Raw genomic sequence first — 15,148 nt, forward strand, 5'->3', positions numbered from 1 at the left:
CTTTAGCGCTCTGTCGCGAGGTGGCGTATATTACGCTTTCCTCTTTCAGAGTCAACCCTCATTTTCAGGTTTTTCTCTTCAACCGGCCCGGCTGTTTGTGTGAAGTGATTCACATCCGCCGTGTCGATGGAGGCGCATTATAGGGAGTTTCCCTCAGCCCGCAACCCTTAAATGACAGAAAAATGACTGACTGCTGCAATCCCCAGCAGAACCCCGCCTTATACCCATTTACACACAGAGTTATCCACAAAGCCGTCAATATTTCCTGCATCACATCCCGGAAAAAGAAGAAACCAACATTGAATCCTCTTTTCTATATAGAAAGAAAATAACGGATGCCCATTTTCTACTACATATATAAGAAGGGATGGCGGCGGGAATGCCCGAATCCCCCTACTACCTTTGAATTACGTACCTCATCGGGCGATAATACCCGCACAAACAGTGATTCCAGGACGGCGATGAGACACCCTCTGCAACGAACGGCTATACGCAAACGCCCGATGAAACTCGGCACAACCGTGATCCTCATGGTCAGCGCGGTCCTCTTCTCTGTGCTGCTCGTCGTTCATTTGATTTACTTCTCGCAAATCAGCAACACGACACGTGATGCCTTAGCAGACAAAGCGCTTGCGGTCGCGCGAACGTTGGCAAACTCTCCTGAAATCCGCGAGGGGCTCAAGAAAAAGCCTGAGGACAGCGGCATCCAGGCAATTGCTCAAGCGGTAAATAAGCGCAACGATTTTTTATTCATCGTTGTCACGGATATGAAAAGCATTCGTTATTCGCACCCTGAAGCACAACGTATCGGCCAACCGTTTAAAGGCGACGATATCCTGTTGGCGTTACAGGGCAAAGAGAACGTTGCCATTAATCGCGGCTTTCTGGCTAAAGCGCTACGCGTTTTCACCCCTATTTATGACGATCATCACCAGCAGATTGGGGTTGTGTCGATCGGTCTCGAGTTAAGCAGGGTCACCGAACAGATCAATAACAGCCGCGGCAGTATCTTTTGGTCTATCTTATTTGGTGTTCTGGTTGGGTTACTAGGTACCTGGGTATTGGTGAAGGTTCTCAAACGCATTCTGTTTGGTCTGGAGCCTTATGAAATATCCAACCTGTTCGAACAGCGCCAGGCGATGCTGCACTCTATAAAGGAGGGGGTCATTGCCGTTGATGATAGTGGTGAGGTCACGCTAATAAACCAGGCCGCCCAGGAGCTATTGGATTACCGAAAGTCGCAGGATGATGCCCAACTCTCCACACTCAGCCATGCATGGTCTCAGGTAGTTGATCTTTCGCAGGTGCTACGTGATGGAACACCACGCCGTGATGAGGAGATCACGGTGAAGGACCGGCTGCTTTTAATCAACACCGTTCCAGTACTCAGCAATGGCAGAATCATCGGGGCAATTTCAACGTTCAGAGACAAGACTGAAGTCCGAAAACTCATGCAACGTCTGGACGGTATGGTTAACTATGCCGATGCACTTCGTGAACGATCCCACGAATTCATGAACAAGTTACACGTGATTCTGGGATTATTGCACCTGAAAAGTTATAAGCAGTTGGAAAATTATATCATTAAGACGGCCAACAATTATCAGGAAGAGATTGGCTCACTGTTAGGCAAAATAAAATCACCGGTGATCGCGGGCTTTTTACTCAGTAAGATTAATCGCACATCTGATTTAGGCCATAGCCTGATCATTAGTAATGAAAGCCAGTTGCCGGAAAATAGTAATGAAGATCAGGTGGCGGTGTTGATCACCGTGCTGGGTAATTTGATTGAAAACGCCCTGGAGGCGCTAGGTCAAGAACCGGGGGGTGAGATCAGCGTATCCTTACATTATCGACACGGCTGGTTGCATTGCGAAGTGAATGACGATGGTCCGGGGATCGCCCCCGAACGCATTGACCACATCTTTGAGAAGGGCGTCTCGTCAAAAGGAACCGAACGAGGCGTCGGTTTAGCACTTGTGAAACAGCAGGTTGAAAACGTTGGCGGCAATATTTCCGTCGAATCCGAACCTGGGGTCTTCACCCAATTTTTTGTACAGTTACCGTGGAATGGTGAGAGGGCCAGCAGATGATCAATGTCTTAATTGTCGATGACGATGCAATGGTAGCGGAGTTAAACCGCCGTTATGTCGCGCAGCTGTCTGGTTTTCATTGCTGCGGAACGGCCTCTACTCTCGAAAAAGCCAAAGAGATCATCTTTCATGGCGAACATCGTATTGACCTGATTCTACTGGATATTTATATGCAGAAAGAAAACGGTCTGGACCTGTTACCCATTCTGCACAGCGAAGGCTGTAAATGTGATGTCATCGTCATCTCCTCCGCCGCCGATGCGACAACCATTAAAGACTCACTCCACTACGGTGTCGTTGATTATCTGATCAAACCATTTCAGGCCTCACGCTTTGAAGAAGCCTTAACCAACTGGCTGCAGAAGAAAACGGATATGGAGAAGCATCAGTACTATGAACAGTCAGAGCTTGACCAACTGATTCATGGTAGCTCTTCCAGCGAGCAGGAAACGCGGCGCTTACCCAAGGGGCTGACACCACAAACGTTACGTACGCTGTGCCAGTGGATTGATGAGCACCAGGACCAGGAATTCTCCACGGATGAACTGGCGAACGAGGTCAATATCTCCCGGGTCTCATGCCGTAAATACCTTATCTGGCTCGTCAATTGTCATATCTTATTTACCAGTATCCATTATGGTGTTACTGGCCGACCGGTTTACCGCTACCGCGTTCAGGCTGAGCATTACTCATTACTTAAACAATACTGCCAATAAAACGCTCCCCCAGGGATTATTCGTTATATAAAAGTAACAATTATTAAAATAATGAAAAATCCCTTTTCATCCCGCTAAAACAGATAAATAGTTAATTTGCGTTAGATCAAATATATTTGTATCAAACATGTTAAATTCATTATTTTGTTATTGATAAACATCACACTGTTTTTAATTTCAAAATCGCTAACAAAAGTTAATTAAGTATTAACTAACTCACAGAGTGTGTATTTTTACTCCTAAAGGATTAGTCTGAATTTCATCAGACATAAAAATCTAGACTGGTAGCAATGGAGACCATGCTACGTACTATGGACACCGTACATTTTTGTGAGCAAATAAACGTATCCGTACGCCAGACTCATTACCACATGACATGGCGTGACCGCGATCACATAAAGAATACACTCACCTGGTATACCGGTGTTTTACGTAATAGCGGACAATGTAGAACCAACGGTCAGCCCCCGGAAAACCGGTGTAAGCCAGCCCAACTACAGCGTCAGCCGCAGCGCTTCATAACCAGCCCTACTTCCCATCGCCTGAGGATTCTCTCCTCTGATCAATGCCATAGAAAAAAGCTAAATATTTCCAAAAAGTTATAAATACATTCTAGCCAGACATTTAAACATTAATCGCAAATACGGACATATCGAATACTGACCATTTTTTGATGCTTATTCCGGCAAAAAAGAATGTGCCACAGATCCATTTTTCAAAAAATTGACTGGGTTTTTCGCGAGGGTAAATAAAATGTTATTTAGTATACAACTTCTCATAATATTAATATGTTTGTTTTATGGTGCCAGAAAGGGCGGTATCGCGCTGGGTTTGTTAGGCGGTATCGGCCTGGTTATTCTGGTTTTCGTGTTCCATCTCCAGCCGGGTAAACCCCCTGTTGATGTAATGCTGGTTATTATTGCCGTGGTGGCCGCTTCTGCAACTTTGCAAGCCTCCGGCGGTCTTGACGTTATGCTGCAAATTGCTGAAAAGCTGCTGCGTCGTAACCCAAAATACGTTTCTATCGTAGCACCATTTGTTACCTGTACCCTGACTATCCTGTGCGGTACCGGCCACGTGGTGTACACCATTCTGCCGATCATTTATGACGTCGCCATTAAGAACAATATTCGCCCGGAACGCCCAATGGCGGCGAGTTCTATCGGTGCACAGATGGGGATTATCGCCAGTCCGGTTTCTGTAGCCGTTGTCTCGCTGGTTGCGATGCTGGGTAACGTGACATTTGAAGGCAAGCACCTCGAATTCCTCGACCTGCTTGGCATCACCATTCCGTCTACCCTGCTGGGTATCCTGGCTATCGGTATTTTCAGCTGGTTCCGTGGTAAAGATCTGGATAAAGACGAAGAGTTCCAGAAGTTTATTTCCGTACCTGAAAACCATCACTATGTGTATGGCGACACGGCAACACTGTTAGACAAAAAACTGCCGAAAAGTAACTGGCTGGCAATGTGGATCTTCCTCGCTGCCATCGCCGTTGTTGCCGTGCTCGGTGCAGTATCTGAACTGCGCCCTTCTTTTGGTGGCAAACCGCTGTCAATGGTCCTGGTTATCCAGATGTTCATGCTGCTGACTGGCGCATTGATTATCATCTTAACCAAAACGAATCCCGCATCTATCTCAAAAAATGAAGTCTTCCGTTCAGGTATGATCGCGATTGTTGCGGTGTACGGTATTGCCTGGATGGCCGAAACCATGTTCGGTGCGCATATGTCTGAAATTCAGGGCGTACTGGGCGAGATGGTGAAAGAACATCCGTGGGCCTATGCGATCGTCCTGCTGTTAGTCTCCAAGTTTGTAAACTCTCAGGCTGCAGCGCTGGCCGCTATCGTTCCAGTCGCACTGGCTATCGGGGTTGATCCAGCGTACATCGTTGCTTCTGCTCCGGCTTGTTACGGTTACTACATTCTGCCGACCTACCCGAGCGATCTGGCTGCTATTCAGTTTGACCGTTCAGGTACCACCCACATTGGCCGTTTCGTTATCAACCACAGCTTCATTCTGCCTGGTTTGATCGGCGTAAGCGTATCCTGTGTCTTTGGTTGGGTCTTCGCCGCAATGTACGGTTTCCTGTAATCACACTTCGCGTGCCGTCCGCTATGGTGCGGCACGCCACCGTTAAGACGCAGAGAATTTTTAAATTCCTGATAAAAATGAAAAGGCTGGAAGCAAATGTCAAAAGTTGAATTCACTTACCAGGCGGCTTTCCCACTGGGGGAAGACAAAACTGAGTACTACCTGCTGACATCCAATCACGTCAGCGTCGGCGAGTTTGAAGGCGAGTCAATCCTGAAAGTAGCGCCTGAAGCACTTACGCTACTGGCCCAGCAAGCCTTCCACGATGCCTCCTTCATGCTTCGCCCTGAACACCAACAGCAAGTCGCCTCCATACTCCATGATCCTGAAGCCAGCGAAAACGATAAGTATGTTGCGCTGCAATTCCTGAGAAACTCCGAGATTGCCGCCAAAGGCATATTGCCAACCTGTCAGGATACCGGCACGGCCATTATCATGGGTAAAAAAGGTCAACGTGTCTGGACCGGCGGCGGTGACGAAGCGGCGCTCTCCAGAGGCGTATTTAATACCTATATTGAAGATAACCTGCGCTACTCGCAAAACGCGGCGCTGGATATGTACAAAGAAGTGAATACCGGCACTAACCTGCCTGCGCAAATCGACCTGTACAGCGTGGACGGCGACGAATATAAATTCCTGTGCGTGGCAAAAGGCGGCGGTTCTGCCAACAAAACCTATCTGTATCAGGAAACGAAAGCACTGCTGACTCCCGGCAAACTGAAAAACTTCCTGGTTGAGAAAATGCGTACGCTGGGGACTGCAGCTTGCCCGCCGTACCATATCGCATTTGTAATTGGTGGTACGTCAGCAGAAAGCACCCTCAAAACGGTGAAACTGGCCAGCACACACTACTATGATGCGCTGCCGACTGAAGGTAACGCTCACGGTCAGGCATTCCGCGATCTGCAACTGGAACAAGAACTGCTGGAAGAAGCCCAGAAACTCGGCCTCGGCGCCCAGTTTGGCGGGAAATATTTCGCTCACGACATCCGCGTGATTCGACTGCCTCGCCACGGCGCATCCTGCCCGGTAGGCATGGGCGTTTCCTGCTCCGCAGACCGTAATATTAAGGCCAAGATTAACCGCGAAGGTATCTGGATCGAAAAACTGGAACATAATCCAGGCCAGTACATCCCGGAATCTCTGCGCCAGGCCGGCGAAGGAGAAGTGGTTAAAGTCGACCTTAACCGTCCGATGAAAGAGATCCTTGCCCAGCTTTCTCAGTACCCGGTATCCACCCGTCTGTCGCTGAGCGGTACAATCATTGTGGGTCGCGACATCGCCCACGCGAAGCTGAAAGAACGTATCGAGTCCGGCGAAGGTCTGCCGCAGTACGTGAAAGATCACCCGATCTACTACGCGGGTCCGGCGAAAACGCCGGCAGGTTACCCGTCCGGTTCTTTGGGTCCAACCACTGCGGGTCGTATGGACTCCTATGTTGACCTGCTGCAGTCCCATGGCGGCAGCATGATCATGCTGGCGAAAGGTAACCGCAGCCAACAAGTGACCGACGCCTGCCATAAACACGGCGGCTTCTACTTAGGTAGCATCGGTGGTCCGGCAGCTGTACTGGCGCAACAGAGCATTAAGCATCTGGAATGCGTGGAATACCCAGAGCTGGGAATGGAAGCTATCTGGAAAATCGAAGTTGAAGATTTCCCTGCTTTCATCCTGGTCGATGACAAAGGCAACGATTTCTTCCAGCAAATCGTGAGCAAACAATGCGCTAACTGCGCGAAGTAACCTATTCGGCCCGGCACTGGACTGACACCAAATTTTTGGGGCCAGCCCAGTGATCCCCCCGGGCCAACTTTATCCCCCCATTAACTGGCGTTGAATTTTTGCCGTTCACAGTGAATAGTAATATTTTCCATTACTTGTGAATTCGCCATGCTCCGCACACTGAATCCTGTAATACTGAACACTGGCGCTATAGTGCTGGCGCTGATCCTTATCTACACTGGCTTCTGTGCCACCGAAAAATTGACCTGGCTGATGGAAGTGACGCCGGTCATTATTGTTGTGCCATTGCTGCTCGCCACCATGAAGCGCTACCCGCTGACTCCCATGCTCTACACGCTTATCTTCTTTCATGCCATCATTTTGATGGTTGGCGGCATGTATACCTATGCCAAAGTCCCCATTGGTTTTGAAGTGCAGGCGTGGTTGGATCTCAGTCGCAACCCCTATGACAAACTGGGTCATTTTTTCCAGGGACTGGTGCCAGCGCTGACGGCAAGAGAGATTTTAGTCCGCGGCAATATTGTCCGCGGCCGCAAGATGTTAGCGTTTTTAGTCTGCTGCGTAGCACTGGCAATCAGCGCCACCTATGAGCTCATTGAATGGTGGGCGGCACTGGCGATGGGGCAAGGCGCAGATGACTTCCTGGGTACGCAGGGCGATCCATGGGATACCCAGTCGGATATGTTCTGCGCCCTGCTCGGCGCGCTAACGACAGTGCTTGTACTGGCGCGAGTTCACTGTGCACAGCTGCGTCGCTACGGACTGGTAATCGCCAACTAAATATACATACTGCCGGATGTCGATAACGTTCATCCGGCAGACGCAAGATGGACCTTATTGATGCAACCAGGCCGGCAACCACTCACCGTGCGCGTCAATCAGATCATCCACCAACGCATAAATCTCTTCAATCCCTAATACCGCAGCGGTATGCGGATCCATCATCGCCGCGTGATAAATACGATCGCGATTCTCCGTCAGAATAGCTTCCGTCAGCAGGGTTTGAACATTGATATTCGTTTGCATCATCGCCGCCAAATGAGACGGGAGAGCCCCCACTTTTATCGGCTGAATACCATTGGCATCAACCAAACAAGCCACCTCGACACAACAACCCTGCGGCAGGTTATCGATCAGGTTGTCGTTACGAACATTGCCATACACCACGCTGGGTTCTCCGGTCCAGATAGCGTTCATGATTGTGCTGGCATATTCCCTTGACGGTTTGATATCAATGCGCGCCATCGTTTTGTACTCTTCCAGCTCTTTATGCCAGTTCGCCAGTTGCTCTACACAGCGCTTCGGATATTCATCCAGCGGAATCTTATAGCGCTCAATCAGATCTTCACGACCCGGTTTGATAAACCACGGCGTGTATTCAGCAAAGTGTTCCGACGACTCGGTGACGAAATACCCCAATTTTTTGAACATTTCATAACGCACAATGTTCTGGCAGCGAGTATTGCCGTGGATATTCGGTTTCGGCACCTGGCCTGTTGCATAAGCTGCCAGCAGTTCCGGATAGAGATCGACATAGGTCCCATCAGCCGTTTTACGCTCCAGTTGCAGATAAAACGCCATATGGTTGATCCCGGCGCTGCGATAACGCAAAGAAGCAGGATCAATATCCAGATCCCGCGCCAACTCTTCCGCCGTTCCCTGCACCGAATGACATAACCCAACCTGTTTAATATGCGGATAGCGTGCATACATTGCCCAGGTGTTCATCGCCATGGGATTAACATAATTAAGCAGGGTGGCATGCGGGCAGACGTCGGTCATATCCTCGCAAATCTGCCATAAATGCGGAATCGTACGCAGCGCGCGCATAATGCCACCAGGCCCCAATGTGTCGGCTATCGTTTGTTCCAGACCGTGGCGTTTGCACACGGAAAAATCGGTCACGGTACACGGCTCGTAACCGCCAATCTGGAAAGCGACTATTACAAAATCGGCATCCTGCAATGCCGTTTTTTGATCGGTATAGCAAGTGATCTGGCTGCAAGCGCCAGACGAGTCCATCAGCTTACGCACCACAATATGCGACTCTTCCAGGCGGGCTGCATCGATATCCATTAAAGCAATATGTGCGGATTTCAGCGCATCGCGGTGAAAGACATCTCCGAGAATATTCTTCACGAAAATCGTCGATCCCGCGCCGATAAAAGTAATTTTGGGTGCAGACATCATGACTCTCCAGAACGTGGGGTGATGACGCCATGGTGGCATGAGGACGCAAGAAAAACGTCCGGCTTCTGTACCGAGTACTCCCAGAAACTCAGTTCGCCTTTTCGTTCGGCCGAAAACTGAGTTTCTGGGATAATTTTTGCCGAAAAGCAGAGTATACGGGTTCAAAAAAGCACACTACCCGGTAATGGTGACCTGATTTGCGCGCCGATTCGCAGTCTTATCCGCTGAAAAATGGCATGATTCTGAACAATCAGGAACTGGAGTTACCATGACCACGCCGCCAATCTCAGCGCTTCCCCCCGATCCGCACATGTGTAACAGCGATGAGAAACAAACCCGTAGCCCACTGTCGCTGTACTCGGAATATCAACGTCTCGATATCGAACTACGCGCACCGCACGCCATGACCACCAGCCACTGGCATGGACAGGTGGAGATTAACGTACCGTTCGACGGCGATGTGGAATACCTGATCAATAACGAAGTGGTGCAGATAAAACAGGGCCATATCACCCTGTTTTGGGCCTGTACGCCGCACCAGTTAATACGACCTGGCGCCTGCCAGAACATGGCTATCTTTAATTTACCCATGCACCTGTTTCTCTCCTGGCCGCTGGACCGTGAGCTGATCAACCACGTCACTCATGGCATGGTCATCAAATCACAGGCCTCTCAGCAGTTGAGCACCTTTGAAGTTCAGCGCTGGCAACAGGAGCTAAGCAGCCCGAACGAACAGATTCGCCAGCTTGCCATCGATGAAATTAGCCTGATGCTCAAGCGGTTTAGCCTCTCCGGCTGGCAGCCCGTCCTGGTCAATAAAACCGCGGGCACGCACAAAAACAGCGTTTCACGTCACGCGCAGTTTTACGTGAGTCAAATGCTCAGTTTTATTGCCGACAACTACGATCAGGCGCTCACCATCAACGATGTTGCGGAGCACGTGAAGCTCAACCCCAACTATGCAATGGGGATTTTCCAGCGTGTGATGCAACTCACCATGAAGCAGTACATTACCGCGATGCGTATCAACCACGTTCGCGCATTGCTGAGCGACACTGATAAAACCATTCTGGACGTCGCCCTTACCGCCGGATTTCGCTCCAGCAGTCGTTTTTACGATACTTTCAGCAAATTTGTCGGCATGTCACCACAGCAGTACCGCAAACTGAGCCAGCAACATCGACAATCGATAGCCGGATAAGCGTCGGATGGCGCAAACACATGCCCACTGACAGCACACCCCATTCGGCAATATCAGTATCAGCCAAAAAAATAATTCCCCTGTCGATAAACAATGCTGAAAAATTGCCTTCGATGAATATTAATTATTTGTTTATAAAGGAATAAAAACAAAATACGCTCATTTATCAGCCACTTTACAGCCCAATTTGTCAGGATAATACTTGCCTGCGTCACATTCATACGGTGTGTCTGCAATCCATAAATTGCAACCTCTCCACTACCGGGTAAAAGATGATGAAAGTATTAATTGTTGAAAGTGAGTTTCTGCATCAGGACACCTGGGTTGGTAGCGCTGTTGAGCGTCTGGCAGATGCCTTAAGTCGCCAAAATGTTACCGTCATTAAATCCACCTCATTCGACGATGGTTATGCCATCCTCGCGGCAAATGAAGCCATTGATTGCCTGATGTTCAGCTATCAAATGGAACAACAAGATGAACACCTGAATGTCAGGCAATTGATCGGCAAGCTCCATGAACGCCAGCAAAACGTCCCCGTTTTCCTGCTGGGCGATCGGGAAAAAGCCACCGCATCGCTGGATCGCGATCTGCTGGAGCTTGTCGATGAATTCGCCTGGATTCTTGAAGATACCGCTGACTTTATCGCCGGGCGCGCCGTTGCTGCGATGACCCGTTACCGCCAACAGCTGTTACCACCGCTGTTCAGCGCGCTGATGAAATACAGTGACATTCACGAATATTCCTGGGCAGCCCCTGGTCACCAGGGCGGCGTGGGATTTACTAAAACGCCGGCCGGTCGTTTCTATCATGACTACTACGGTGAAAACCTATTCCGTAGCGACATGGGTATTGAACGCGCATCACTGGGTTCACTGCTTGACCATACTGGCGCGTTTGGTGAAAGCGAAAAATATGCCGCACGTGTCTTCGGCGCTGACCACTCATGGTCCGTGGTGGTCGGTACTTCTGGCTCTAACCGCACCATCATGCAGGCATGCATGACTGATAACGATGTGGTAGTGCTGGACCGTAACTGCCATAAATCCATTGAACAAGGGCTCATTCTTACCGGGGCAAAACCGGTGTACATGGTACCAAGCCGCAACCGCTACGGCATTATCGGGCCTATCTACCCGCAGGAAATGCAGCCCGAAACATTGCAGAGAAAAATCAGCGAAAGCCCACTGACAAAAGACAAAACCGGACAGAAACCGTCATATAGCGTTGTAACCAACTGCACCTATGACGGCGTCTGCTACAACGCAAAAGAGGCGCAAGACCTGCTAGCCCAGACCAGCGATCGCATTCATTTCGATGAAGCCTGGTACGGCTATGCGCGTTTCAACCCGATTTATGCCGATCACTACGCTATGCGTGGTGCACCTGGCGACCATAACGGCCCCACCGTTTTTGCCACCCACTCGACCCATAAGTTGCTGAATGCGCTCTCTCAGGCATCTTACATTCACGTCCGTGAAGGCCGTGGCGCGGTTAATTTCTCCCGCTTTAACCAGGCGTACATGATGCACGCCACCACGTCTCCGCTGTATGCCATCTGTGCATCAAACGACGTGGCAGTTTCCATGATGGACGGTAACAGTGGCCTGTCGCTCACCCAGGAAGTGATCGATGAAGCCGTCGATTTCCGTCAGGCGATGGCACGGTTGTACAAAGAATTCACGGCTGAGGGCGACTGGTTCTTCAAACCGTGGAACAAAGAGGTGGTTACCGATCCGCAGACCGGCAAAACCTATGACTTTGCCGATGCGCCAACCCAACTCCTGACGACCGACCAGAACTGCTGGGTAATGCGCCCCGGTGAATCCTGGCATGGGTTTAAAGACCTGCCAGATAACTGGAGCATGCTGGACCCCATTAAAGTCAGTATTCTGGCGCCAGGTATGGGTGATGATGGTGAACTGGAACAGACCGGTGTTCCGGCGGCGCTGGTTACCGCCTGGCTTAGCCGCCACGGCATCGTACCGACCCGTACCACCGATTTCCAGATTATGTTCTTGTTCTCAATGGGGATCACCCGTGGTAAATGGGGCACGCTGATAAACACACTGTGCTCTTTCAAACACCACTATGATGCCAATACTCCGCTCTCACAGGTGATGCCGGAACTGGTAGAGGAACATCCTGACACTTACGCAAACATGGGTATTCACGATCTGGGCGACACCATGTTCGCCTGGCTGAAAGAAAATAACCCAGGTAGCCGACTCAATGCGGCCTACTCTGGCCTGCCTGTTGCTGAAATGACCCCGCGTGAAGCCTATAACGCGATAGTCAGCGATAACGTTGAGATGGTGGCGATTGAAAATCTGCCGGGTCGTATCGCAGCCAACTCCGTCATTCCTTACCCACCGGGAATTCCAATGCTGCTGTCCGGGGAAAACTTTGGCGATGCCAACAGCCCGCAGATTAGTTATCTACGTTCGTTGCAATCCTGGGATCATCATTTTCCTGGCTTTGAACATGAAACCGAAGGAACGGAAATTATTGACGGTGTGTATCACGTCATGTGCGTGAAAGCCTAATGTCGTTTTTTAGATAGTCTATTTTTTATAAGGTTGACGTGTGATAGTTGAGTAATTCCTGAGTATTGCTGCAAAACAATAACATTGTCATACCTTTTGCGCGGGACCACCCCGCGCTTTTTTTATACGCAAATAGTACGTTGCCACTTGCGTAAAAAATTATGTACATGCCAAGAATCCCTACAGATATTGTAATTACTAAAAATCACGCTATTTTATCGCTTGTCTTGATTCATCATACAATTTTTTTTTAGCCGCGATTACTCAGCAGGTGCTGAGTTACGGTATTTGATGTTCATATTCCGGGAGTTTGGGTATGAGGCTTTGCAGCAAAGAAGCTTGTGTTGTTGTATTAACGGAGAAAGATGTTTGGTTAAGGATTAACGGTAAAGAAGCCATCAGTTTAAAAGCTAACCACATGGCTCTGGTGGCGTGTGATAATAATATTATCGATTTTTCTTCACTTAATAACGCACTGGTCGTACATATCAGTCGCGATGTCATTAAAGACTATCTACGATTTTTAAATAAAGATCTTTCACAGTTCCCTCTCTGGCAACGTAGCGCCAATCCGGTGATGACCGCCGTATGCCTGACGCCGGATGTCTTTCGGGTTGCCGCTCAACACAGCGTGATGGAAACGCAAAACGAAGGCGAAAATGAGCGTACCCGTTCGCTACTGTTCACCGTATTATCGCGTTTTCTCGACAGCAAAAAGTTTATCTCCCTACTTATGCATATGTTACGCAATCGCATCAGCGACAGCGTTTACCACATCATTGAGAGCGATATTCATAAAGACTGGAATTTAAGCATGGTCGCCAGTTGCTTATGCCTGAGTCCCAGTTTGTTAAAGAAAAAGCTAAAAAATGAAAATACAAGTTACAGTCAAATAATAACCACGTGTCGTATGCGTTATGCCGTCAATCAATTAATGATGGACGGGAAAAACATTTCACAGGTATCTCAGCTGTGCGGATATAACAGTACTTCATACTTTATCTCCGTCTTCAAAGAGTTCTATGGAATGACGCCACTGCATTATGTCAGTCAACATCGGGAACCCTCCGCTGCCTGATTTTTGATCATTTAGCGATGAGCCATAATAATATCAGCATTGGCGATACCCCTGTTCCGCCATCATAAAATAGTCTTCTGAAGAGGTATGATGTGACGTCATTTATCCTTATCAGGAGTTAAAAAATATGTCGACGGATGCTGATGCTCACAAAGTGGGCTTAATCCCCGTCACCCTTATGGTGTCGGGGAATATTATGGGTTCCGGTGTATTCCTGCTACCCGCAAACCTGGCGTCAACTGGCGGGATTGCAATCTACGGATGGTTGGTCACTATTATCGGTGCGCTGGCACTGTCGATGGTGTACGCCAAAATGTCGTCCTTAGACTCCAGTCCCGGTGGTTCTTACGCTTATGCCCGCCGCTGTTTCGGTCCTTTTTTAGGCTACCAGACCAACGTGCTGTACTGGTTGGCCTGCTGGATTGGTAACATCGCCATGGTCGTTATTGGCGTCGGTTACCTGAGCTACTTCTTCCCTATCTTAAAAGATCCGTTGGTTCTGACGCTCACCTGTGTCGTTGTACTGTGGGTTTTCGTCTTGCTGAATATTGTCGGTCCAAAAATGATCACTCGCGTGCAGGCCGTTGCGACAGTACTGGCACTGGTGCCCATTGTCGGTATTGCCGTCTTCGGCTGGTTCTGGTTCCGCGGTGAAACCTATATGGCGGCCTGGAACGTCAGCGGCATGAATACCTTCGGCGCCATCCAAAGCACCTTAAACGTAACCTTATGGTCGTTCATTGGGGTTGAAAGCGCCTCCGTTGCCGCCGGTGTGGTTAAAAACCCGAAACGTAACGTCCCTATCGCCACCATTGGCGGGGTACTGATTGCCGCCGTCTGCTACGTTCTCTCAACTACGGCGATTATGGGTATGATCCCTAACGCTGCGCTGCGGGTGTCAGCCTCACCGTTTGGTGATGCTGCACGCATGGCACTGGGTGATACCGCTGGGGCCATTGTCTCCTTCTGTGCAGCGGCTGGGTGCCTTGGCTCACTGGGTGGTTGGACACTGTTGGCCGGCCAGACCGCAAAAGCGGCAGCCGATGACGGCCTGTTCCCACCGATTTTCGCTCGCGTCAACAAGGCGGGAACACCGGTTGCCGGGCTAATCATCGTCGGGATCCTGATGACCCTCTTCCAGTTCAGCAGCATGTCGCCAAACGCCGCAAAAGAATTTGGTCTGGTCTCTTCGGTCTCCGTTATCTTCACCCTGGTGCCATATCTGTACACCTGCGCGGCATTGCTGCTGCTGGGCCACGGTCACTTTGGTAAAGCGCGTCCGATGTACTTACTGGTGACCTTTGTGGCATTTGTCTACTGCATCTGGGCGGTGGTGGGTTCTGGCGCCAAAGAAGTGATGTGGTCGTTCGTGATGTTGATGGTAATCACCGCACTGTATGCGCTCAATTACAACCGGATCCATAAAAACCCGTATCCTCTGGATGCCCCGACCAACAATAATTAATGCCTGTAAGCGTCGTTGCCCGATG

At 49.6% G+C, this 15,148-nt stretch carries 10 protein-coding genes; 9 read left to right on the forward strand and 1 reads right to left on the reverse strand.

What is annotated here, in order from left to right; genetic code table 11:
- Window positions 1-461 precede the first annotated feature (461 nt).
- The 5 genes from EHN13_RS06075 to EHN13_RS06095 all read left to right on the forward strand — a co-directional run bounded on the left by EHN13_RS06075 (window position 462) and on the right by EHN13_RS06095 (window position 7,426).
- Window positions 462-2,093, forward strand: coding sequence for a sensor histidine kinase (locus EHN13_RS06075; protein ID WP_048213859.1), 1,632 nt, complete (start codon window positions 462-464; stop codon window positions 2,091-2,093).
- Window positions 2,090-2,809: a two-component system response regulator DcuR gene (dcuR, locus tag EHN13_RS06080; RefSeq protein ID WP_048213860.1), complete on the forward strand. Its 720-nt coding sequence runs from the start codon at window positions 2,090-2,092 to the stop codon at window positions 2,807-2,809. The genes EHN13_RS06075 and dcuR overlap by 4 nt, the downstream gene beginning before the upstream one ends.
- 753 nt (window positions 2,810-3,562) lie before the next feature.
- The gene (dcuB, locus tag EHN13_RS06085; RefSeq protein WP_048213861.1) at window positions 3,563-4,903 is read left to right on the forward strand and encodes an anaerobic C4-dicarboxylate transporter DcuB; all 1,341 of its coding nucleotides are present in this window, start codon (window positions 3,563-3,565) and stop codon (window positions 4,901-4,903) included.
- A gap of 96 nt (window positions 4,904-4,999) precedes the next feature.
- Window positions 5,000-6,646, forward strand: a complete 1,647-nt coding sequence (gene fumA, locus EHN13_RS06090) for a class I fumarate hydratase FumA (protein ID WP_124021044.1) — start codon at window positions 5,000-5,002, stop codon at window positions 6,644-6,646.
- 147 nt (window positions 6,647-6,793) lie between these two features.
- Window positions 6,794-7,426: a DUF2238 domain-containing protein gene (locus EHN13_RS06095; RefSeq protein WP_048213863.1), complete on the forward strand. Its 633-nt coding sequence runs from the start codon at window positions 6,794-6,796 to the stop codon at window positions 7,424-7,426.
- Between the two features lie 54 nt (window positions 7,427-7,480).
- Here the strand turns inward: EHN13_RS06095 and melA are convergent, their stop codons facing one another.
- Window positions 7,481-8,836, reverse strand: a complete 1,356-nt coding sequence (gene melA / locus EHN13_RS06100) for an alpha-glucosidase/alpha-galactosidase (protein ID WP_124021045.1) — start codon at window positions 8,834-8,836, stop codon at window positions 7,481-7,483.
- Window positions 8,837-9,104: 268 nt separating this feature from the next.
- Between melA and melR the strand changes: the two genes are divergently transcribed.
- The 4 genes from melR (at window position 9,105) to adiC (ending at window position 15,123) form a co-directional block, all read left to right on the forward strand.
- Window positions 9,105-10,037, forward strand: coding sequence for a transcriptional regulator MelR (melR, locus tag EHN13_RS06105; RefSeq protein WP_061067057.1), 933 nt, complete (start codon window positions 9,105-9,107; stop codon window positions 10,035-10,037).
- A 275-nt stretch (window positions 10,038-10,312) separates the two neighbouring features.
- Window positions 10,313-12,580: an arginine decarboxylase gene (adiA, locus tag EHN13_RS06110; RefSeq protein WP_101742870.1), complete on the forward strand. Its 2,268-nt coding sequence runs from the start codon at window positions 10,313-10,315 to the stop codon at window positions 12,578-12,580.
- Between the two features lie 316 nt (window positions 12,581-12,896).
- The gene (locus tag EHN13_RS06115) at window positions 12,897-13,658 is read left to right on the forward strand and encodes an AraC family transcriptional regulator (RefSeq protein ID WP_048213867.1); all 762 of its coding nucleotides are present in this window, start codon (window positions 12,897-12,899) and stop codon (window positions 13,656-13,658) included.
- Between the two features lie 127 nt (window positions 13,659-13,785).
- Window positions 13,786-15,123: an arginine/agmatine antiporter gene (adiC, locus tag EHN13_RS06120; RefSeq protein WP_048213868.1), complete on the forward strand. Its 1,338-nt coding sequence runs from the start codon at window positions 13,786-13,788 to the stop codon at window positions 15,121-15,123.
- The last annotated feature ends 25 nt before the right edge of the window (window positions 15,124-15,148 follow it).

The organism is Citrobacter youngae, assembly GCF_003818115.1.
Classification (GTDB): Bacteria; Pseudomonadota; Gammaproteobacteria; order Enterobacterales; family Enterobacteriaceae; genus Citrobacter; species Citrobacter youngae.